The organism is Gordonia sp. NPDC003504 (genome assembly GCF_053587995.1).
Window position 1 is genome coordinate 43,900 of sequence record NZ_JBSFPC010000014.1, and the last position, 21,039, is coordinate 64,938.

The 21,039-nt window shown below is 66.3% G+C and carries 22 protein-coding genes and 1 pseudogene; 17 read left to right on the plus strand and 6 right to left on the minus strand.

Annotated features, from left to right (window positions below):
- Window positions 1–42: 42 nt before the first annotated feature.
- Genes ACWDPV_RS20715 through ACWDPV_RS20730 form a run of 4 tightly spaced genes read left to right on the plus strand, consistent with a single transcriptional unit; the run spans window position 43 to window position 4,488 of the window.
- Window positions 43–1,749, plus strand: a complete 1,707-nt coding sequence (locus ACWDPV_RS20715; RefSeq protein ID WP_449744478.1) for a thiamine pyrophosphate-binding protein — start codon at window positions 43–45, stop codon at window positions 1,747–1,749.
- Window positions 1,749–2,414, plus strand: coding sequence for an SRPBCC family protein (locus ACWDPV_RS20720; protein WP_348805993.1), 666 nt, complete (start codon window positions 1,749–1,751; stop codon window positions 2,412–2,414). Before ACWDPV_RS20715 ends, ACWDPV_RS20720 begins: the two co-directional genes overlap by 1 nt.
- The gene (locus ACWDPV_RS20725) at window positions 2,411–3,445 is read left to right on the plus strand and encodes a 3-oxoacyl-ACP synthase III family protein (RefSeq protein WP_449744479.1); all 1,035 of its coding nucleotides are present in this window, start codon (window positions 2,411–2,413) and stop codon (window positions 3,443–3,445) included. Before ACWDPV_RS20720 ends, ACWDPV_RS20725 begins: the two co-directional genes overlap by 4 nt.
- A complete protein-coding gene (locus tag ACWDPV_RS20730) occupies window positions 3,442–4,488 on the plus strand; it encodes a pyridoxal phosphate-dependent aminotransferase (RefSeq protein WP_449744480.1) in 1,047 nt (348 codons plus the stop codon). Before ACWDPV_RS20725 ends, ACWDPV_RS20730 begins: the two co-directional genes overlap by 4 nt.
- A 154-nt stretch (window positions 4,489–4,642) precedes the next feature.
- Here the strand turns inward: ACWDPV_RS20730 and ACWDPV_RS20735 are convergent, their stop codons facing one another.
- Entirely contained in the window at window positions 4,643–5,896 is a 1,254-nt protein-coding gene (locus ACWDPV_RS20735; RefSeq protein ID WP_449744481.1) for an APC family permease, read from the minus strand.
- Window positions 5,897–5,933: 37 nt separating this feature from the next.
- Window positions 5,934–6,239, minus strand: coding sequence for an ArsR/SmtB family transcription factor (locus tag ACWDPV_RS20740; RefSeq protein ID WP_348805997.1), 306 nt, complete (start codon window positions 6,237–6,239; stop codon window positions 5,934–5,936).
- Between the two features lie 129 nt (window positions 6,240–6,368).
- On the opposite strand from ACWDPV_RS20740, the gene ACWDPV_RS20745 reads away from it, so the two are divergent.
- From ACWDPV_RS20745 to ACWDPV_RS20775, 7 genes and pseudogenes are all read left to right on the plus strand, one after another.
- A complete protein-coding gene (locus ACWDPV_RS20745; protein WP_348805998.1) occupies window positions 6,369–7,211 on the plus strand; it encodes an NAD-dependent epimerase/dehydratase family protein in 843 nt (280 codons plus the stop codon).
- A gap of 75 nt (window positions 7,212–7,286) precedes the next feature.
- Window positions 7,287–8,039 carry a hypothetical protein gene (locus ACWDPV_RS20750; protein WP_348805999.1) on the plus strand — a complete coding sequence of 251 codons (753 nt, stop codon included), beginning with the start codon at window positions 7,287–7,289 and terminating at the stop codon, window positions 8,037–8,039.
- Window positions 8,040–8,158: 119 nt separating this feature from the next.
- A pseudogene (locus tag ACWDPV_RS20755) lies at window positions 8,159–9,305 on the plus strand (acyl-CoA dehydrogenase family protein).
- On the plus strand, window positions 9,302–10,327 hold the full coding sequence (locus ACWDPV_RS20760) for an acyl-CoA dehydrogenase family protein (RefSeq protein WP_449744482.1): 1,026 nt from the start codon (window positions 9,302–9,304) through the stop codon (window positions 10,325–10,327). Before ACWDPV_RS20755 ends, ACWDPV_RS20760 begins: the two are co-directional and overlap by 4 nt.
- A 74-nt stretch (window positions 10,328–10,401) precedes the next feature.
- On the plus strand, window positions 10,402–11,178 hold the full coding sequence (locus ACWDPV_RS20765) for a crotonase/enoyl-CoA hydratase family protein (RefSeq protein WP_449744483.1): 777 nt from the start codon (window positions 10,402–10,404) through the stop codon (window positions 11,176–11,178).
- Window positions 11,179–11,325: 147 nt separating this feature from the next.
- Window positions 11,326–12,303, plus strand: coding sequence for an AMP-binding protein (locus ACWDPV_RS20770; RefSeq protein ID WP_449744484.1), 978 nt, complete (start codon window positions 11,326–11,328; stop codon window positions 12,301–12,303).
- 98 nt (window positions 12,304–12,401) lie between these two features.
- The gene (locus tag ACWDPV_RS20775) at window positions 12,402–12,851 is read left to right on the plus strand and encodes an AMP-binding enzyme (RefSeq protein WP_449744485.1); all 450 of its coding nucleotides are present in this window, start codon (window positions 12,402–12,404) and stop codon (window positions 12,849–12,851) included.
- A 5-nt stretch (window positions 12,852–12,856) separates the two neighbouring features.
- Here the strand turns inward: ACWDPV_RS20775 and ACWDPV_RS20780 are convergent, their stop codons facing one another.
- On the minus strand, window positions 12,857–13,303 hold the full coding sequence (locus ACWDPV_RS20780; RefSeq protein ID WP_449744486.1) for a MarR family winged helix-turn-helix transcriptional regulator: 447 nt from the start codon (window positions 13,301–13,303) through the stop codon (window positions 12,857–12,859).
- A gap of 105 nt (window positions 13,304–13,408) precedes the next feature.
- Here ACWDPV_RS20780 and ACWDPV_RS20785 point away from each other — a divergent pair, with 105 nt between their 5' ends.
- From ACWDPV_RS20785 to ACWDPV_RS20795, 3 genes are read left to right on the plus strand one after another with little or no spacing between them, the layout of a single operon-like run.
- On the plus strand, window positions 13,409–14,326 hold the full coding sequence (locus ACWDPV_RS20785; protein WP_449744487.1) for an SDR family oxidoreductase: 918 nt from the start codon (window positions 13,409–13,411) through the stop codon (window positions 14,324–14,326).
- Entirely contained in the window at window positions 14,323–15,219 is an 897-nt protein-coding gene (gene couO / locus ACWDPV_RS20790; RefSeq protein WP_449744488.1) for a 4-hydroxyphenyl-beta-ketoacyl-CoA hydrolase, read from the plus strand. The genes ACWDPV_RS20785 and couO overlap by 4 nt, the downstream gene beginning before the upstream one ends.
- Window positions 15,220–15,248: 29 nt before the next feature.
- Window positions 15,249–15,731, plus strand: coding sequence for a MaoC family dehydratase (locus ACWDPV_RS20795; RefSeq protein WP_449744489.1), 483 nt, complete (start codon window positions 15,249–15,251; stop codon window positions 15,729–15,731).
- 31 nt (window positions 15,732–15,762) lie between these two features.
- On the opposite strand, the gene ACWDPV_RS20800 is transcribed toward ACWDPV_RS20795, so the two are convergent.
- Both ACWDPV_RS20800 and ACWDPV_RS20805 read right to left on the minus strand, forming a co-directional pair.
- The gene (locus ACWDPV_RS20800) at window positions 15,763–15,909 is read right to left on the minus strand and encodes a hypothetical protein (RefSeq protein WP_449744490.1); all 147 of its coding nucleotides are present in this window, start codon (window positions 15,907–15,909) and stop codon (window positions 15,763–15,765) included.
- Between the two features lie 408 nt (window positions 15,910–16,317).
- The gene (locus tag ACWDPV_RS20805) at window positions 16,318–17,313 is read right to left on the minus strand and encodes a helix-turn-helix domain-containing protein (protein WP_449744491.1); all 996 of its coding nucleotides are present in this window, start codon (window positions 17,311–17,313) and stop codon (window positions 16,318–16,320) included.
- Between the two features lie 124 nt (window positions 17,314–17,437).
- Here ACWDPV_RS20805 and ACWDPV_RS20810 point away from each other — a divergent pair, with 124 nt between their 5' ends.
- Genes ACWDPV_RS20810 through ACWDPV_RS20820 form a run of 3 tightly spaced genes read left to right on the plus strand, consistent with a single transcriptional unit; the run spans window position 17,438 to window position 20,059 of the window.
- Window positions 17,438–18,664 carry a cytochrome P450 gene (locus tag ACWDPV_RS20810; RefSeq protein WP_449744492.1) on the plus strand — a complete coding sequence of 409 codons (1,227 nt, stop codon included), beginning with the start codon at window positions 17,438–17,440 and terminating at the stop codon, window positions 18,662–18,664.
- Window position 18,665: 1 nt separating this feature from the next.
- Window positions 18,666–19,745 (plus strand): 2Fe-2S iron-sulfur cluster-binding protein, encoded by a 1,080-nt coding sequence (locus tag ACWDPV_RS20815; RefSeq protein ID WP_449744493.1) that lies wholly within the window; start codon window positions 18,666–18,668, stop codon window positions 19,743–19,745.
- A gap of 5 nt (window positions 19,746–19,750) precedes the next feature.
- Entirely contained in the window at window positions 19,751–20,059 is a 309-nt protein-coding gene (locus ACWDPV_RS20820) for an EthD family reductase (RefSeq protein WP_449744494.1), read from the plus strand.
- Here the strand turns inward: ACWDPV_RS20820 and ACWDPV_RS20825 are convergent.
- A complete protein-coding gene (locus tag ACWDPV_RS20825) occupies window positions 20,056–20,967 on the minus strand; it encodes an AraC family transcriptional regulator (protein WP_449744495.1) in 912 nt (303 codons plus the stop codon). The two genes, ACWDPV_RS20820 and ACWDPV_RS20825, sit on opposite strands and share 4 nt — an antisense overlap.
- Window positions 20,968–21,039: the final 72 nt, after the last annotated feature.

The following is a 21,039-nucleotide window of genomic DNA, read 5'->3' on the forward strand; positions in this document are numbered from 1 at the left end:
GTTTCAGTGGCCCTTCAGGTGCAGGGGAGGACAGTGGTGTACATGGACACCTCCACCATGTCCGTCGCTCATCGGATTCTGCAGGATGCTCGTCAGCGAGGTACTCGGCTGGCCTTCGGAGTGCACGGCGCCAACATCGAGGACATCTACGCCGCCGCCGCGGACATCGACCTGCCGACCGTGGTGGCCAAGCACGAATTCGCCGCAGGTGCGATGGCCGACGGGCTCACACGCGTCACCGGAGTTCCCGGCCTGGTGCTGACCACGTCCGGAGGTGGCGCCATGAACGTGATCGGGGCGCTGGCCGAATGCTATGACAGCCGGGTTCCGATTCTTGCCGTGATTGGCAGTGCACCAACGGCATTGGTGTCCCGAGGTGCGTTTCAGGACATGCTCTCACCACCGGACACGATCGATCTGGAGCGGCTCGTGGGCGCCGTCACCGGCCACTGCAGCGTCATCGATTCCGCCGCAGCGCTGCAACCGGCGCTGAACGCGGCCGCGGCATGTCTGGCCGCAGACCTCCCGGCCGCTCTGGTGATCCCCAAAGACGTTCAGCAACAACCGCTGCCATCGCCCTCGCCTCGTCACACCGACAGTATCGTCACCATCGCCCCGACAACGACTGCCAGATCCGAACACGCCATGCTCGCCGAGTTCGCTGCCGAACTCGCGGACACGGTGCGCCGTGGTGATCGCGTCGTCATCTGGGTTGGCGAGGAGGCCTCCCGTCGCCAGGTCGGCCATCTCGTCCGCACCCTCGCCGACCGACTCGGAGCGAACGTCCTCGCCGCGCCGGGCGGTATGGACGCGACCGGCACCGACGGTACACACGGCCCCGGCATCACCGGGGTCATGGGACACCCGTCCGCGGTGACCGCGCTGGCCGGCGCGGCGAGGTGCGTGGCCATCGGGTGCCGGATGAGCATCACCGATCGCGTCGGCCTGGACGACGTACTTGCTCGTATTCCGGTGACACACCTGGGCTCTCACCCTCCTCGTCTGCCGGGATGCACCCATCTCGGTGTCGCGTCGCTACCGGCGGCCCTTCGGACACTGGAGGTCGAGCTGGCCGATCTCGGTGTTGCGGCAACCGCCCCCGCCGCAACCGGCCGTGAGTTCCTCGAGGTCCCGAATCCACCCGCGCCCGACCATGACCGAGCGTCGATGTCGCTGCGTGATGTGGTGGCCTCGGCGTCGGGCGAACTGCCCGACGATGCGCTGATCTTCGCCGACGCCGGCAACATCGGCGCCACCGTCGTCCACCACCTCACACTGCGGGCGCAGCAGCGTTTCGGTGTCGCACTCGGCATGGGTGGCATGGGTCATGCGATCGCCGCCGCCATCGGCGTCGCCGTCGCCGAGGCGGCGGGTTCGCGACGACGCTGCGTCGCGTTCGCCGGTGATGGGGCGTTCTTCATGCACGGCATGGAGTTTCATACCGCCGTCGAACACGGTGCACCGGTGACATTGATCGTCGCCAACAACGACGCACACGGTATGTGCGTCACCCGAGAGGGATTGTTTTTCCCGAACACCATCAGCAGCAATAGATTTCGTCACACCGACATCGGCTCCGGCCTCGCCGCGATGTTCAACGGAATCGATGTCCGATGCCCCACCGACCCCGGCGAGCTGCGAGTGGACTGTAAGCAACTGTTCGCCGCCGATGGGCCCAACTGCCTTGTTGTCGAGACCGATTGCGATGAGGTACCTCCGTTTCTCCCCTTCCTCCCGAAAGGTCCGTGATGACCGCAACCCTTCCCGCCCTGTCCGATCTGGGCGCACGAGCCACCGACCTGGACGGCCTCACCCGAATCGAATCCCACCCACGCGAGGTGGCCACCCCTGTCATCCTCGAGCGACTGCGGTCGGTGTACCCGCACGACACGGTCTACGGGCAGTTCTGTCCCGTTCAGGGTTACGTCGACGCTCCACCACGCGAACTCTACGAATGGCTCGCCGACACCCGATCCCTGGAGGAATGGACATACAGCCTGCGTGGCTTCGCCGAGACCGACGAGCCCGGGCTATGGGTCGCCCAGGATCGCCTCGGAGACGCCACCGACATCTACACGCGCACCGTTGCCAATCCCGACGCGATGACCGTCGACTATCACTGCGCCTGGGATCAAGGGACGCACCTGTGGATGATCTACCTCATGCGGGTCGTCGACGCTCAGGTCGTGCTCAACCGTCCCGGATCGGTGGTGCTGTGGAACAACTGCCACCACCCGTTCTATGACGAGAACCCTTATCCGGAAACAGCTCCCGCGTCACGACCGGTCTGGGTGGGCGACTTCTGGGACATGTTCTCTGCCGGCCATCAGCTCGAACTCGACAACCTCACCGCCATCGCCGAATACCGGCACAACCACGGACTGCCCCTCACCCCCGATTGGATGCGATCATGATGCCGACCTCCATCTCGTCCGTTGTCATGCTGAACGATGTGGCCGGGTACTTGCCCGAGAACCGGGTGCCGGCAAAGTATTTCGCCGAGTTCGCCGAAGACGACTCCCTCGCCCACAACGTGATGTTCGCCGCGCCCGCGTTCCGCCATCACGCCGCCCGGGATGAGACATCTGCGGATATGATGCTCTCCGCAGCACGCGTTCTCACCGATCGCCACGGGGCCGATCACCTCGACGACGTCACCATCGTCCTGACCCACAGTCAACTCCCCGAGGTCCCCGTCCGTGGCTGCGGTGGCGAAGTGGCCCACCGTCTGGGCATTCGCCCGCATACCGTCCTCGATGTGCACAATGGCGGTTGTGCGGCCTTCGTGCACATGCTCGACCTCGCCGGCGCACTGTTGACGGCGGCAGGAGGCGGAAAAGCGTTGCTGGCGTTGGCACAGAACAGCGCATCGCAGATATTCACCCAGGAGCAGGTGCGCGGTACCGCGCAGGCTGCCATCCCGGGTGACGGCGCGGCAGCCGCAGTGGTCTCACTCGACGGCGGTGGTTCACCGGTACTCGCCACCATGTGCCATTCGTATGGCGCCTACGCGGGTGACATGACCTCGGTCGCCCACCCCGAGCGCAAGTACTGGGAGGCCGGTGAAGGCCAGATACACATCGGATTCACCGAGGCCAAGATCGCCAAGGTGCTCGCCCGCGGAAACCGGATGGTGCCGGAGGTGGCGATCGAGGTGGCCGACCTGATCGGTATCGATCCGCCGCAGCTGGATTGGCTGATCACCAATCAGCCGAACCGGATCTTCCTGCGCAATTGGCGTGAGGCGATGGAGCTTCCGGCGCAGCGACACCCCGATACCTTTGACGAGTGCGGGAATCTCTTCGCGGTGGGAATCCCGATCACCCTGGACACCGCGATCACCGACGGCCGGATCCGTGACGGTGATGTGGTGATGATGTCGGCCTTCGCCCACGCCGGCGACTTCGCCGGTGCGGCGGCCATCCGATTCGGGGGCCGGCCATGACCGCGGCCGAACTCCCGGCGCCGGTATCCCGTCGAGCGCGCCCGCCCGCGGGCCTGGACCTGAACGAGTCGTGCTATCCCCCGCTTCCGGCCGTTGCCGCGGTGCTGCGGGACGAGTGCGCCATCGCACATCGCTACCCGGAGTTCTTTCCGGATTCGACTAGGCGGCAGGTCGCCGGTCACCTGGCGGTGCGTCCCGAGCAGGTGGTCATAGGCGCCGGCGCTACCGGCGTCGTCGGCATGTGTTTCGCCTTGGCGCGCGCAGCGATCGATCAACCTGGGCCGCAACCCGTGTCGGTGGTGTCGGCATCACCCACGTTCGACGGCTATCCCATCGTCGCCGAGATGTCCGGGCTGCGGTTCGTCGGGGTCGCGCTTCGGCGCGGCGCCGTCGACCTGGAATCGATGGCTCACGCGGTGGGGCCGGACACCGGTGTCGTGGTGGTGTGTTCGCCGCATAATCCCACCGGTTCGGTGCTCGACGTATCCGCGATCACCGAATTCGTGGCGGCCCTCCCGCCACATGTGATCGCGATCCTGGACGAGGCCTACATCGAATTCAGTGAGCATCCGACCGATCCGGCATACCTGGTCGGCCGGCATCCGAACCTGGTGGTGATACGTACCTTCTCCAAGGCCTACGGACTGGCCGGGCTCCGTGTGGGTTACGGGGTGGCGCAGGCCGATCTGGCCCGCCGGCTGCGCGCATTCGAGGTACCGTTCGGCATCTGCGCTCCCGCGATCGCTGCAGTGCCGGTGGCCCTTGCCGCGCAACGGGAACTGATGCAACGGGTTTGGGCCATGCGCACCGAACGCCAGATCCTCGCACGACGTCTGCGTCGATACGGCGCCCGACCACTGCACAGCGACGCGAACTTCCTTTTCGTCCCCGGCCGAGAGGGTGTGGCGTTGGGTTCGCTTCTGATCACCAGCGGCATACCGGTCAAGGTGTGCGGCGCTCACGGCGTACGCATCACTGTCGGCAGTCGCGCCGACACCGACAGGATCGTCGCAGCACTTCGAGGACTCACCGATGCGGTCTGATGCAGCGCATCGCACAAGCCGACCAGCCCGCATCACGACCATCGATCCCACCGACATCTCCTGCGGTTGAGAACAGTGCCGAACCACCTGTGACGTGGTCACGGGCGGATCCCCTAGCCCTCGGTTTCGCAAAGTCGTTGTCCTGCTACGGTTTTTATTCGCGCCGTCGCAGCAGGTAGGCCATCCCTCCGACCACAGCGACGGCCGCGCCGCCGATCACGGAATCAATCGGCAACACAACCGCCAACATGATGCATCCGATGAACCCCACGCCCGGGACGATCCTCGGTGGCCGATTCTCCGACCGCGAGAGCGTCCACGCCGACGCATTGGCGAGGGCATAATAGAGCAACACGCCGAATGACGAAAAACCAATGGCGGTACGAACATCGGCGGCCGCCGCGACCACCGCGACCACCGCACCCACCACGATCTCGGCACGATGCGGAATGTGTCGCCGCGTATGCACCGCGGCCAGGGCCCGGGGTAGGTGGCCGTTGCGCGCCATGGCCAGAACGGTTCGCGAAATCCCCAGGATCATCGCCACCAACGCGCCGATCGCGGCCACCGCGGCGGCGACTCGCACCACCGGTTCCATCCAGGCCATTCCCGCCGTGCGGACGAGGGCCACCAGCGGTGCTGACTCGTGCGCCAATGTCTGCGGACCGAGCACCGCGACAGCGGTCACCGCCACGGCGGCGTAGACGGCGAGGGTGATGCCGAGAGCGCCGAGGATCGCACGCGGAATGGCCCGGGTAGGGTTACGCACCTCCTCCCCGAGAGTGGCGATCCGCGCATATCCCGCGAACGCGAAGAACAGAATCGCGGCCGCCTGCAACACCCCGAGCACTCCGACGTCCGAGCCGATCGCCAGGCTGCCGGGGTCCGCCGATCCCGAACCCACAGACGTGACGATGACGAGGGTGAGCACGGCCAGGGTGAACGCGACGATCAGCCGGCTCACCCACGCCGACTTCTGCACTCCCAGATAGTTGAGGGCGGTGATGGCAACGACGGTGGCGGCCGCGACCGCATGGGCCTGCCCGGGCCAGAGGTAGACCCCGACCGTCAGGGCCATCGCCGCACCCGAGGCGGTCTTGCCCACCACGAACATCCATCCGGCCTGGTATCCCCAGAAGTCGCCGAGCCGCTCCCGGCCGTACACATAGGTCCCGCCCGATGTCGGGTGGCGGGCCGCGAGCCGCGCCGACGAGGTGGCGTTGCAGTAGGCGACGAGCGCGGCGACCACCAGTCCGATGAGCAGACCCGACCCTGCCGCGGCGGCCGCCGGCGCGAGGGCGACGAAGATCCCGGCGCCGATCATCGAACCGAGGCCGATGACGATTGCGTCCCCGACGCCGAGTTCTCGGCGAAGGCGGGCGGGAGGAGTCGGCGGGGGTGACGACACAGCCGTCATCCTAGATCGACGGCACGGGGACGACCGTTCAGTCCTCCGCCGCGAGAATCGCGTCGAGAAGTCCGGGTATCCGCTCGTCGATCACGTCGCGTCGCAGGCTACTCATGATCGAGGTGCCCTGGTACTCCTGGCTGATGATCCCGGCTTCCCTCAGCACCCGGAAGTGATGGGTCTGGGTGGACTTGCCCACCGGTAACGCAAAGCAACTGCAACTCTGTGCATCGCGGTTGGTCATCAACTGCCGCACGATCTTTCGGCGGACCGGATCGGCCAGCGCACGGAGCACGTCGTCGATGGTGACGTCGGCGGCGTCCGGGTGGTCGAGAACCCTCACCCACTTCCCCTTTCCGGCACTGTTCGTGGCGCTTCGCCGTACTCTACTACGCCACCCCTGGTAATACGACGAATACCGTAGTACGTTGTTTATCGTAGTACGACACCCATCAAATCTCGGAGGTATGCGATGAAGGTTCTCCTCACCGGCGCCAGTGGCTACATCGGCTCCGCGGTCCTCAACGAACTGATCGCCGACGGGCACGACGTGCTCGCCCCGGTCCGCAGCGAACGGTCGTCCGACGTGGTGGCGACCGCCGGCGGCGAACCGGTCATCGGCGACGTCACCGACACCACCTGGCTCGCCGAACAACTGTCGGCGTCCGACGCCGCCATCCACACCGCCGCGCCCGGCGATGCCACCAGCGCCGCATTCGACGGGGCGATCACCGACGCGGTGATCGCCGCCTTCTCCGGCACCGCCAAGCCGTACCTGCACACCTCCGGCGTGTGGATCCACGGAAATGGTGACGCGCTCACCGAAACCAGTCCCCTCGACCCGCCGACACTGGTTTCGTGGCGTCCCGCAGTGGAGTCACGCCTACTGAGTTCGGCTGTGGCGGTGTCCCTCCCGGCACCGGCAGTTGTCGTCGGCCAGGGCAAGGGCATCACCGGCCTGCTTCGTCCGCAACCCGGCGAGCGTGAGGTGAGGCTGATCGGCGACGGGACCCAGCACTGGACCCTGGTGCACGTCGAGGATCTGGCCCGGCTCTACATCACCCTGCTGGCGCTTGATTCTCCGGCGGGCCACGTCCTCGGGGTATCCGGAACCAACCCCACCGTTCGTGACATCGCAACCGTGCAGAGCGCCGGGGCCGAACTGGTACCCGAAGGTGCCGACGACACCGCCGGACGCCTCGGCGGGCTGTTCGCCGAGGCACTGCTGCTCGATCAACAGGCCGACGGCGAGAAGGCGCGGTCGCTCGGATGGACACCCAAGAACACCTCGCTGGAGGATCTCGTTCTCGGCTGATCAGCGGACGCCGTTCCCAGGAACCCGACATCGTGATGCCAGTGTGCGCCCAGCGGTCGCTCGCATCCTGAGTACATGCGACTGGTCATGGGAATTGCACTGCACGACGATCACCTCGTCGTCGCCGCCGGCACTGCCGCGGACATCGCAGGGGCGAACCCCCGGCCGCCGCACCTGACCACCCGCCCCGCGCAACTGTGGTGGCCCGCGGGCGCGACACCGCGACTGCCGCGGACGACGGACCATCCAGGCGATCTCTTCGGCCACTATCTCGATCGCCTCACCGAGGTCACACCGATCCGTACCGCCGCCCGGCAGAACCGTCCGGCCCATCAACTGGTGGTCGCCACCGTGGCCCTGACGATCGAGCAGGCCGAACGCGCCGGTGGCGGGCATGTGGGTGCGGTGACGATCGCCCATCCCGCATCCTGGTCGCCCGAACAGATCGGTACGTTGCGTCGGGCGGTCGGGATCAGCCGGTTGTCGCGAACCCGCAGCATCACCGTCGTCTCCGAACGCCTGGCCATCTCGCGGTGCATCCGCTGGTCGGGGCATATGGGCATCACGGGTTCGGTGGCCGACCACCCCGTCTTCGTGAGCGCGTGGGGTGCGGCGATGCTGGCCGCCACCACCGTCTGCCGATTGCCGGCACCACGCCCGTCGGCGGCGAGAACCTTGCCACGCGCCCCGCATCGCGGACGCACCACCACTCACCCGATTCCCCGCACCCTCGCGAGCGCGACGTCCTCGCGCGCGGCGGTGTCGGCGACAGCACCACGACCGCATGTGGGCACCCGGGATCGCTGGAAGTCCCAATGCCAACACTGATCTGCGGCTCGGCCTGACGTGCCGCTCGGCGCCGATCTGCAACTCGGCGACGTCACACCGACATCGGTGTTGGCGGGATCGCTGTAGCGTCCGGTCCAGGTATGACAGAGTGGATCGCGATGGCCACCCCACGACTCGTTCCGCCGATCACCGCCGACTCCGCGGACCTGACGTCATTGCGCTCGGAGGTGCGGGAGTTCCTCTCGCACAACCGAACCGGTGATGCTCCCACGAGTGTGGACAGTTGGCTCACCGGCTGGGATGAGGATTTCACCCGGCGCCTGGCCGAACGCGGATGGCTCGGGATGACGGTGCCCGTCTCCTACGGCGGTCACGGGCGTGGACATCTCGAACGCTTTGTCGTGACCGAGGAGTTACTGGCCGCGGGTGCACCGGTCGCCGCGCACTGGATCGCTGATCGACAGATCGTGCCGTCGTTGCTCAAGTACGGTACCGAGGACCAGAAGCGACACTTCCTGCCACGCATCGCGGCCGGACAGTGCTTCTTCGGGATCGGGATGAGTGAACCGGATTCCGGATCGGACCTCGCGAGTGTCCGGACATCGGCGACCCGCGTCGACGGCGGATGGTCGGTGACCGGGACCAAGGTCTGGACGTCGGGAGCGCACCGTGCCGATGCGTTCATCTGCCTGGCCCGCACCGCACCTGTCGACCCGGCCGACCGGCATGCGGGCCTGTCGCAGTTCATCGTCGATCTGCGCGCCGACGGCGTCGAGATCCGCCCCATCCGGTCGATGACCGGCGCGCACCACTTCAACGAGGTCCACCTCGACTCCGTGATCATTCCCGACGCGATGGTGTTCGGGACGATCGGCGCGGGCTGGACACAGGTGACCTCCGAGTTGGCCTTCGAACGCAGTGGCCCCGAACGATTCCTGTCGACGTTCCCAACTCCTGTCCGAATGCACCGACGCCATGGGCACCGGCGAGTTACCCGCCGACGCCGAGGTCGGTCGGTACGTCGCGCGAGTGACCGCGCTGCATCTGATGTCGAGTGCCGTGGCCGATGCACTCACTCGCGGTGAACCCGCCGACACCGCGGCTGCCGTGGTGAAGGTTCTCGGCACCACCACCGAGGGCGACATCGCCGACTTCGCCGATGTGTCGACCGGCGACGATGACCCGCCCGATCACCTCCACGCACTCATCGACGCGGCCGTTGCCCAGCGCCCGGGGTTCACGTTGCGCGGTGGCACCAACGAAATCCTGCGGGGCGTCATCGCACGCGGCCTGGGCCTGCGATGACCGCCCCGGGAACCGTCGACGCCGCCCTGGCCGAGATGATGTCGGCGGTGTTCGCCGACCACGCGCAGCGGCGCGGTGCCACCGCCGACGTGGGCTGGGACAGTGCGTTGTGGCGTCGACTCGATGAACTCGGTCTGGCACGGCTGACCGGGAGCGACGACTCCGGTGGCAGCGGCGCAGGCTGGGCCGAGGCCGCAGAACTGTTGAGAAGCGCAGCGCGGCATGCTGTTTCGGTACCGCTGGTTGAGCACGACCTGCTCGCCGGGTGGGTGTTGGAAACGGCCGGACTCGACGTCGGGGCGCACCGTCGGACAGCGTGCGTCGTCGACGCATGCGGCGTGGCCCACGGTGTCGGATGGGCAGGCGAGGCGCAACGCATCGTTGTCATCTGGCAGTCCGCCGACGGGCTGCGGGCGGCCGACATTCCCACCGAATCGGCACGGATCACCCCCGGCCGCAACGTCGCCGGCGAGCCCCGCGACACCGTGCAGGTCGACCTCGGCACCCTCTCCGGTGCCGTCGTCGACGACGGCCTGCTTCAGACGTTCCGGCTCCGCGGCGCGCTCGCCCGGTCGGTGCAGATCTGCGCCGCCACCGAACGCATCCTCGAGTTGTCCATCGACCACGTCTCGACGCGAAGCCAGTTCGGTCGTCCGCTGGCACGGTTTCAGGCCGTTGCGCACCTCGTCGCAAACATCGCGATCCAGGTATCGGCCGCGCGGGCGGCCACCGAGGCAGCGCTGAGGGTCGCGGCGGACGACGCCTGGACCGATCCCCGATCGGAATTCCTTGTCGCCGTGTCCCGTTCGTGTGTGAGTCAGGCCGTCTCGGTGGTCGTCCGCAATGCGCATCAGGTGCACGGCGCCATCGGCACCACCGCAGAGCATCCGCTGCACAGGTACTCGTTACCCGCCATGGCCTGGCGGTCGGAGTTCGGTTCACCCCGCTTCTGGGATCAGGTGGTCACCGATCACGCCCTGCGAGCCGGCCGTACGGGCCTGTGGCCCTTGATCACCGGCTGAGCCGGGAGCCCTTGCCGTGTGCATGTGATCGTCGTGTGCATGTGGTATTCCCACCGAGAGAAAGGCACCCAGTCATGGGACCCCAACTGAACATCGAGATCTCTGACGCGATCGCGACCTGGACGATCGACAAGCCCGAGGTGGGCAACGCGATCACCGACATCGAGTTCGTCGAGGCCTTCGAGTCGGCCGTGGACGCCGCCAACGCCGACCTGGACGTCCGCGCCATCATCCTGACCGGGGCGGGCAAGATTTTCTCCGCCGGCGGCAACGTGAAGGAGATGGCCGATCGGACCGGGATGTTCGGTGTGGACGAGCGTGAGCAGCGTCGCGCCTACGTCGCCGGTATCCAACGCCTGCCGCGAGCGTTGGCACGCCTGGAAGTGCCGATCATCGCCGCCGTCAACGGGGCTGCGGTCGGCGCCGGATGCGACCTGGCGATGATGTGCGACATCCGGATAGCGTCCGAACGCGCCTCCTTCGCCGAGAGTTTCGTGCAGGTCGGCCTCATCCCCGGCGACGGTGGCACCTGGTTCCTGCCGCGGGCGATCGGCTACGAGCGTGCCGCCGAGATGACCTTCACCGGCGATCGGGTCGACGCCGCGACGGCCGCCGACTGGGGCATGGTCAGTCGGGTCGTGGGCCACGACGCGCTGCTCGAGGAGGCGCGCGCCCTCGCCGCCCGCATCACCAAGAATCCGCCCGAGGCCTTGCGGATGGCCAAGCGGCTGCTCCAGGAATCACGCACCAGCCCACTGGAATCCGTACTCGGCATGGCCGCGGCGATGCAGCCGCTGGCACATCTGTCGCCGGAGCACGCCGAGCGCGTCGCACGATGGAAGACCACCTGATCACGCTCGGAACGCCCTGATCGACACGCCCCGATGAGTCAGACAGTACCCTTGCGCCGAGTAACCATTGACATTATCAATCATTGTCTTTTATGGTGATGTACGCAACACTCGGTCTTCGAGAGGGAAACGATGCACAACCAGGGCGTGGGCACATGGCCACAGCGGACGGCACGGCAGTCACCGGACAGCGTCGCCATCGTCTTCCGTGATCGGGAGACCAGCTACGCCGACCTCGACGAGCGGATCACCCGCCTCGCCCATGCGTTGGAAGACCTCGGGGTCCGACGAGGTGACCGTGTCGCACTGCTGTCGGCCAACCATCCGTCCTACCTCGAGGCGTTGTTCGCAACCGGGCTGCTCGGCGCGATCCTCGTACCCCTCAACGCGCGCCTGACGACTCCCGAGGTGTCCTACGCACTCACCGACTCCGGCGTCCGCGTGCTCATCCACTCCGCCGCACTCGCCGACTTCGCGATCCCCGCGTCGAGGGAGTCTGGAACCGACACCCGGATGGTGGTCGACGGCGAACCCGATGGCGGCGCAATCGGTTACGAGTCGGCGATCTCCGCTGCGAGTGACGCGCGCATCGACCGTGCCGTCGCCCACGAGGATCCGTGCTTCATCATGTACACCTCGGGAACGACCGGGAAGCCCAAGGGTGTGGTCCTCACGCATGGTTCGGTGACCTTCGCGGCGATGAACCCGATCATCGATCTCGATCTGCGTAACGACGAGGTCTCCCTGGTGGTCGCACCCCTCTTCCACACTGCCGCACTGAATTTCATCTCACTGCCGACAGTCCTCAAGGGTGGCACCGTGGTGATCGAGGAGGGATTCGAACCCGGTCGGGTGCTGCGGGTGATCGCCGAGCGCAAGGTCACCTACTGCTTCGGCGTGCCGACCATGCTCGATGCGATGAGCGCACATCCGGGCTTCGCCGCCGCCGAGTTGGGTTCCATCCGTCGCTGGATCGTGGCCGCCGCACCCGTGCCGCCGCGCACCCTGAACACCTACACCGCACGGGGCGTCGCCCTGTGCCAGGCGTACGGACTCACCGAGACAGGTCCGGGGGCACTCGTCCTGACGCCGTCGAACACCGCTCGCAAGCTCGGAAGTGCCTGACTTCCACACTTTTTCACCGATGTGCGGGTCGTCGACGCCAACGACGAGGAGACCGCCCCGGCGAGCGCGGCGAGATCCAGATCCACGGGCCCAATGTGATGGCCGGCTACTGGAACCGACCGGACGCGTCCGCCGCTTCCTTCACCGACGACGGCTGGTTCCGATCCGGTGACGTCGGCATCCGCGACGACGAGGGATTCATCACGATCGTCGACCGACTCAAGGACATGATCATCTCCGGCGGAGAGAACATCTATCCGGCCGAGATCGAGGCCGTCATTCTCTCGATGCCCGGCGTCGCGGCCTGCGGGGTGTTCGGGGTCCCACACGAGAAGTGGGGCGAGGTCGGCTGCGCCGCAATCACTCTGGAGGACGGATACGCGCTCACCTATGAGCGGCTTGAGGCCTACCTGATCGAGCGACTGGCTCGCGACAAGATCCCCAAGTCGATGGTGCTGCTCGACGAGATCCCCCGCAACGCCACCGGGAAGATCCGCAAGGATCGCCTACGTGCCCGGTACGCCAGCCCAGATGTCGTGCATCCGTGAGACCCTCATCGCCGGATGGCACTCTCGTCGAAGGTGACGCGGCGCAATACCATTCGGACCGTCTCGAGCGTGTCCGGGTCGACGTCGCCGAGGTGCTCGGCCACCACATCCGCACCGCGCTCACGCGCCTGTGCACACAGCGCCACCCCGGCGTCGGTGGCGACGATGAGCTTGTTGCGCCGGTCGGTCGGGTCGGTCGTGCGCTGTACCAGCTCACGGCCCTCGAGTTCGTCGACGAGGGCCACGATCTGGCTCGGATCGAGCCCGACGTCGTTGGCCAGCCGTCGCTGGGCAATGCCCCCGGGCTGGTCGCAGACCGCGGCCAGGACGCTGTAGGCCCGCACCTTCAGGCCGAGCGGGGCGAGAACACGATTGGTCGCCTTGGTCAGTACCGCGTTCGCGCGGGCGACCAGAAACCCGAGGTCGTCGTCGAGTCGTCGTGGTGATGTCATCGGCCCTCCTCCTGGAGGCACCCTATCACTCACGCAATCATTGACTATCTAAATGATTGACGCTTCAATACACTTACTTGGTTCTGACGCCTGAGGAGGCATCACATGGATCTCACCGGAAAAGTCGCCGTCGTCACCGGCAGCGGACAGGGACTCGGCCTCGCCTACGCCCGCGAACTCGCCCGTCGCGGCGCCGCGGTCGTCGTCAACGACGTCTCCGCCGACACCGCCGCATCTGCTGTCGCCACCATCACCGCCGACGGCGGACGCGCAGTCGCCGTGGTCGCGCCCGTCGGCAGCACCGAGACCGCCAGGCAGCTCGTGACGACCGCCGTCGGGCAGTTCGGCCGCCTCGACATCATGGTCACCAACGCCGGCATCCTGCGCGACAAGGTGCTGTGGAAGATGACCGGCGACGACTTCGACGCGGTGATCAACGTGCATCTCAAGGGCACCTTCACGTGTGTCCGGGAGGCGGTGAACCGTTTCCGCGAGCAGGGCGAGGGCGGTCGGGTCATCTGCATCGGCTCCCCCGCCGGGCAGCGCGGCAACTTCGGGCAGACCAACTACTCGGCCGCGAAGGCCGGCATCGTCGGCATGGTCCGTACCTGGGCAATGGAGCTGAAGAGGGCCGGAATCACCGCCAATGCCGTCTGTCCCGTCGCGGTGACCGCGATGACCAAGACCATCCCCGTGTTCAAGCCGTTCATCGACGAGGCCGAGGAGACCGGTTCGCTTCCCGACGTCATCCGTCGCGAGGTCGGCATGGGTACCCCCGAGGACGTCGCGGGTGTCATCGCCTTCCTCGCCTCCGATGCGGCGGCCGACATCACCGGTCAGGCCATCTCCATCGGCGGCGACCGGTTGGCGCTCTGGTCACATCCAGAGCTCACCGAAACCTCCTACCATGATGGCGGATTCAGCGCCGACGACGTTGCCGCGGTGTGGCCCGGCACCTTCGCCAATCATCTCGAGACCGTGGGCGAAGAGTTCCCCGCCGAGGTTCTGGCGGCCGCGAAATGACCCGTACGCGTTACGAGTACGGGATCGACTTCGATGCGATCGATGCGATCGACATCCACACCCACGTCGAGATCGACGGCTGCGGTCACCGTTCCGTCGACGACGAGTTGATGGCGGCGTCGGCGAAGTACTTCAAGTCCGGCGAGGAACGCACCCCCACCATCGAGACGATGGCTGCGCTCTACCGGGAACGCAACATCGCGGCGGTCGTCTTCACCGTCGACGCCACCTCCGCCAGTGGGCATGTGCCCAACAGTGTGGAGGAGATCGCGGAGAAGGCAGCACAATTCAATGACGTGCTCATCCCGTTCGGCTCCGTCGACCCATTGCAGGGCAAGGCCGCGATCAAACGAGTCCATCGGTTGGTCGACGAGTTCGGCGTACGCGGCTTCAAGTTCCATCCGAGCATGCAGGGTTTCGAACCCAACGACCGGCAGTTCTATCCGCTGTACGAGGCGATCGTCGAAGCCGGTGTGCCGGCGTTGTTCCACACCGGTCAGACCGGCATCGGCGCGGGACTGCCCGGCGGACACGGCATCAAGCTGCGTTACTCCGATCCGATGTTGCTCGACGACGTCGCGGCCGACTTCCCCGACCTGACCATCGTGATGGCTCACCCGGCGGTGCCGTGGGTCGATCAGCAGATCTCGATCGCCACCCACAAGGCGAATGTGTACATCGATCTGTCCGGATGGTCACCGAAGTACTTCCCGACACAGTTGGTGCGCGCAGCCAACTCGATGCTGCGCCACAAGGTCCTGTTCGGTTCCGACTTCCCGGTGATCGGGGTCGACCGGTGGCGCAGGGACTTCGAGAACCTCGACATGAAGCCGGAGGTTCTACCGCTGATCTTCAAGGAGAACGCGATGACCGTTCTCGGCATCAAACACTGACACCTTCCCCGGTTCCACAGGAGTATCCGATGACCACCGCAACACCCACCACCACCCACCTGGGCACCCTCGCCGAACTCGACGACCTCGTCGGCACCGTGATCGGCGTCAGCTCATGGCTGCCCGTCGAGCAGGAACGCATCGACACCTTCGCCGACGCCACCGACGATCACCAGTGGATTCACGTCGACCCCGAACGTGCCGCAGCCGAGAGCCCCTTCGGCGGCCCGATCGCCCACGGCTACCTCACCCTGTCGCTGTTCATCCCGATGTGGGCCGAGGTGCTCGTCGTCGACAGCGTCACCATGGCAGTCAACTACGGGCTCAACAAGGTTCGCTTCACCAATCCCGTTCCCGCCGGCGCCCGGGTGCGCCTGCAGGCCACCCTCAAGCAGGTCGATCACCTCCCCAAGGGCGGCGTGCAGATCACCGTCGACGGCATCATCGAACTCGAGAACAGCGACCGGCCCGCCGTCGTCCTCAAGGGTGTGTACCGGTACTTCGAGGGCTGAGGGTCTGGTTCGACCAGCGCGAGTGAATCTGCTAAGGATGCCCACCGGCGGCCGATCGCGCCGCCGTCACCACCGCGAAGATTCCGCCGCCACCGTCGGTGGCAAAACGCACCATTCCCGCCTCGTCGCAGGCCCGAAGCACCTCTGCCACTTCGTGTTCGGCCGTCGGCAACGACATGATCCGACTCTTCCTGCGCGGCATGGACCCTCAGTACGATCCCCGGTTCGGCGCGGCGTTCTATCACGGCGCCTGGAACGCGGGATTCAATCATGCGCAAGCACTTCCGGCGATCACGGTGCTGACGATGCTTCTGCATGCCGACCACTCGTGGACCGACGACGGCACCCTCTTCGGTGCGATGGACCGGAACGACGCCGATCGGGCAATGGGTTTCCTACGCAACGGGATCTACCGGCGCATCGACGCCGAACACGTCATCCACCTGGATACACCCGGGAGGTTCTCTCGGCTGTGCACGAGATCTCCTGCCGACAGCACCAGCAGTAGGGAAAGGGCGGGCGCAGAAAAGATTCCGCGGTCAGGTGATCGTGGTCGACAGACCTCTCGCACGTCCCGCCGAGAGTGTCACCGGCCCGCGCGGAACCTGCTCGGACTGACACCGAAATGCTTGCTGAACGCCCGGGAGAAGTGGGAGACATCCCGGAACCCCAGTTCGGAGGCGATCGCCCCGACGTTGCGGTCGGTGTCGGTGAGCAGTGCCGATGAACGCTCGAATCTCTTGCTGTAGAGCCAGGTTCGGGGTGTCACCCCGATATCGCCGAACAGCTTGTGGACGTAACGCACCGACATCCCCAGCCGGTCGGCGACGTCTGCGAGAGTGATGTCCGGATCGGCGATGTGACGCAGCATCTCCTGCTGCACTGCGCGTAAGTCCTCGGCGTGTGCCCGTTCGGTGGCCGAGACCCCCGGCACCTGGTACGTCAACGCGGCCGACACCACGTCGAGCATCGCCGACGCCACCGCACCAACCGGCCCGGCACCGAGATCGTCGTCGTGGCTCGCCAGGTCGACGAGGATCGACGACGCGATGCGTCCGACGCCGCCGGATGCGTCGACGCGCACCCCGAGGGCGTCGTCGACGAGGCTGCCGATCCGGCCCGCCACCAGTTCACGTGGCACGCGCAGCACCACCTGCTCGAACTCGGTGACCCCGCTGACCACGAACGGCCGCAGCGCGTCGACGACGCCGAACGCGCCGTGGTCGAGGGTGGCGCGTCGGGATCCCTGCGCGATGGTCGCCGTGCCCTTGGTGATCAGGCACAACAGCAGACAGTCGACCGGATCCGACTCGATCATCGCGGGCGTCCGGACCACGGTGTGCGGTTCGGCACGCACCACGCTCAACGCCAGATCACCCACCGGCCGGGCGACGATGTCACCCCCGAACGGCGACGTGAGGCCCGGCCAGTCGACATCCATCTCGCAGAACGTCGAGTCCAGGGTCTCGGCCCAGAGCTCACGGCCCTCCGACGACGCGAGCTCACGGGTCGTCACCGCGACGGCAGTGGACGCTGCGCGGTCGGTGCACTCAGAAGCAACGATCGGTGCACTCTCGGTCATTCTCTGGTCCCACCTCCGCCCATAGTGTTCCAGATCACAGCCATTCCGCCGAGCCCGGCATCGCATCCCGGATACCCGACCGATGTCGATCGTGGCTGTTCGGAATACCCAGACGGAGGAACCCATGACCCTTGCATCTCCGGTGACACCCAGCTGGATCACCGACATCACCATGGCCGAACTCGAGGCCGATCCACGTCCGTTCTACGAGCGTCTGCGCCGTGAGGCGCCGGTGGCGTTCGTCCCGCAGCTCGGCCTGCACATCGTCTCGACCAGGGAATTGTGTATGGAGATCGCCAAGGATTCGGATCATTGGCCTGCGGTGATCTCCCCGGCCGGCGGGCGTACCTTCGGTCCCGGCGCGATCCTGAACTCCAACGGTCCCGAGCATCGGGAACTGCGCGGCATGGTCGAGCCGCACCTGCAGCCGTCGGCGGTCGACACCTACATCGACGATCTGGTCCGGCCGTTCGCTCGGGCGCGACTCGAGGACTTCGAGGGCAACGGCAGCGCCGACATCGTCGCCGAGTATTGCGAGCCGGTCAGCGTCCGCGCCCTCGGCGACCTGCTCGGTCTGAACGACGTCAGCACCGACAAACTCCGCGAATGGTTCCACAAGCTCAGCGTCTCGTTCACCAACGCCGATATGACCGCCGACGGCGAGTTCGCCAATCCGGACGGATTCCTCCCCGGTGACGAGGCCAAGGCCGAGATCATCGCCCACGTCGACCCGAAGATCGACCACTGGATCGAGTGTCCCGATCACACCGCGATCTCCCACTGGCTGCACGACGGAATGCCCGAGGGTCAGACCCGCAACCGCGACGTCATCTACCCCAATCTCTACGTGTTCCTCCTCGGCGCGATGCAGGAGCCGGGTCACGCGATGGCGACCACGCTGGCCGGATTGTTCAGTCGTCCAGAGCAATTGGAGCGGGTCATCGACGATCCGGCACTGATCCCGCGGGCTGTCGCAGAGGGGATGCGGTGGGTGGCGCCGATCTGGTCGGCCGCGGTCAAGGTGGCCACCAGCGAGGTCACCGTCGGCGGCGTCACCTTACCCGAAGGCTCGCTGGTGATGCTGTCCTATGGCTCGGCGAACAATGACGAAACCGCCTATGACGCACCTACGGCATACGATCTCGACCGCCCGGTGATCCCGAACCTCACCTTCGGTGGCGGTGTCCATGCCTGCGCCGGAACCTATTTCGCGAGTGCAGTGGTCCGCATCGCGCTCGAGGAGCTCTTCGAGACCATTCCCAACATCGAACGCGATCCCGGCCACGAGATCGACTTCTGGGGTTGGGGATTCCGCGGACCCAAGGAACTCCATGTGCAGTGGGAGGTCTGAGGTGACCGTCACGACGACAACGGCAGCGTCACCGACACCCACGGCGACGCACCGGGTTCGAGTCGGATCGACCGACCTCGACGTCGGCGCCTATCAGACGATCCTCGACGCCGCCCTGCGCGCCAATACCTGGATTCCGCACTCGTGCACCCAGGGCACCTGCGGCTCCTGCAAACTCGTGGTGCGCGAGGGGATCGTCGACCATCGGGACTCACCGGAGTACACCCTGACCACCGATGAGCGGGAAGGCGGAATGGCGTTGGCGTGCATGGCCACACCGTGCTCCGACGTCGTCGTCGAACCGACCGGGGCGGTCGATGATTCCATCCCGCGTCATCCGTTGCGGGATCTCACCGGCACCGTCGTCGAACTCGACGACATCGCTTCCTGCACGAGGCGTCTGGTGGTGGAGCTCGACGACGACCTGGCCTTCAACGCGGGTCAGTACTGCGAATTACTCGTGCCCGGAACCACAGTGGGACGTCAGTACTCGATGGCCAATCCGCCGGGAGAGACGCGACGCCTGGAGTTCCACATCAAACTCACGCGGGGTGGGTTGGCCACGGAGAACTGGATCTTCGCCACTCTCGCCGTGGATGACCGGATCTCACTGCGCGGCCCACTGGGTCAGTTCCATCTGGTGGCCGAACAGGAGCAATCGGCCATCTTGATCGGTGGCGGTACCGGACTGGCACCGCTGAAATCCATTGTGCAACATTCTCTCGCGCACACGTTGATCCCCGAGATCCACCTCTACCACGGCGGACGGACCCGCAACGATCTCTACGACGTGGACTTCCTCACGACCCTCGCCGAGGAGTACGACACCTTCCACTACCACCCGGTTCTCAGCGAAGAGCAGTGGGGCGGGGCCACCGGTCTGGTGACCGACGCGGTCCTGGCCGACTTCTCGTCCTGCAAGGGCATGAGCGGATTCCTCTGTGGGCCACCGCCGATGATCGACGCCGGCGTCAAAGCCCTCAAACGCCGAAGGATGGCGCCACGACTGATCTTTCGCGAAGAGTTCACCTCCGCATTGCCGACCTCGGTATCCACACCCCTATCGACACCAGAGGAGTAACACCCATGTACGTCATCACCATCATCTACAACCAGCCCACCGACCCGGCCGCATTCGACGAGTACTACACGGCGAACCACGTGCCGCTGGTGCACACGATCGGTGGCGTCGCGACCTTCAGCATGAGCCACTGTGAATCGATGGACGACACCCCACCGGCCGCCTTCGCCATCGCGCGGCTGGGATTCGCATCCAAAGATGATGCGGTGAAGGCACTCTCGTCGCCGGAGGGGCAGGCGGCGGCCGCCGACGTCGCGAACTTCGCCTCCGGCGGGGCGACGATGCTGTTCGGCGAGGTGCCGGACGAGGGCTAGCCGGCCCGGAACCGCCCCGGACTCACACCCACGTGCTTACGGAAGAGCCGTCCGAAATGCGACACATCACGGAAGCCCACCCGCTCACAGATCGCCGCGACCGGATCACCGGTGGTCAGCAGCAGATGCTTGGCACGCTCGATACGCGCCGCGTACAGCCAGCCATTGGCGGTCTGGCCCTGCCCCTGCGCGAGTTTCTGCAGGTTGCGCAGCGACATTCCGCTGCGGTGGGCGACGTCGGCGAGCGTCAGGTCGGCGTCGTGCAGATGGTCGGCGATCACCTGCTCGATGCGGGCGAGGTCCTGCGCACGGTAGCTGTCGGCCGGACTGAGCACCGGAGCCGATTCGAGGATGGTCGCCGACAGCATGCCCAACGCCGAGGTGGCGAACGGCGCCGCGGTGGTGGACGGCAACTCGGTCTGCGCCAGATCGACGAGGATTCGGCCGACGAGAGTTCCGGGCACGCGCACCACCACCTGCCGGAACGTTCCCGGCGCGTGGAAGACGAATGGAGCACCGAGGTCGAGGAGGGCGAAGGCCCCACCGGACAGCGTGGCCGTGCGGCCGCGTTGCTGCACCTCGACCTGACCATCGGTCACCACGCACACCAGAAAGTCGGCGCAGGAGTCGGAGGCGATCATCGCCGGACTCCGGATGACCGTCTGCGCATCGCAGCGGATCGAACTCACGTGCAGGTCGCCGACCGGACGTCCGCCCCATTCGGCATCGAGGCCGCGGCGGGTTGCCGGCCAGTCGACGTCCATCTCGGCGTAGAGCGAGCCCAGCGTGCTGCGCCATTCGTTGCGGCCCTCGGCCACATCGAGTTCGCGGGTGTCCAGCGTCAGGACCCTGTCGGAGCCATCGGCCCGTGTGCGCTCAGAGTCCATCGAGTGTGCGCGCTCAGCCATGTTGTGCCACACCTCCGGGTTCTAGTGTTCTACGTCACAGGGACGTGGCTCCGCCACCATATACCGCTCACA